We start from the raw sequence: 324 nt of genomic DNA on the forward strand, positions 1-324 counted from the left end.
AAGCATTTACTACTGTGTTTGATGAGTTTTTGTATGCGTTCCTTTCGGAACACTACCCTAAGTGTGTAATTTCTTACACGCTTAAATAAAACTTTACTTCTTCCAGATTGTTAAAGAACGGTACTACTTTTATGTAAGACGCTGGTCTTATATAAAAGCATTCTTCATACAGCCGATAAGTGTGAGCATTAGGCGAAAGTGCCTACTCTAGAAAGGAGGTGATCCAGCCGCACCTTCCGATACGGCTACCTTGTTACGACTTCACCCCAGTCACGAATCCTACCGTGGTAAGCGCCCTCCTTGCGGTTAAGCTACCTACTTCTG

At 42.9% G+C, this 324-nt stretch carries 1 rRNA gene; it reads right to left on the minus strand.

Annotation, left to right across the window (positions count from 1 at the left end):
- Positions 1-211 precede the first annotated feature (211 nt).
- Positions 212-324, minus strand: a 16S ribosomal RNA gene (locus GM668_RS30365); the annotation flags it as partial.

It is taken from the genome of Pseudoduganella ginsengisoli, from assembly GCF_009720865.1.
In the GTDB taxonomy this organism is placed as follows: Bacteria; Pseudomonadota; Gammaproteobacteria; order Burkholderiales; family Burkholderiaceae_D; genus Rugamonas; species Rugamonas ginsengisoli.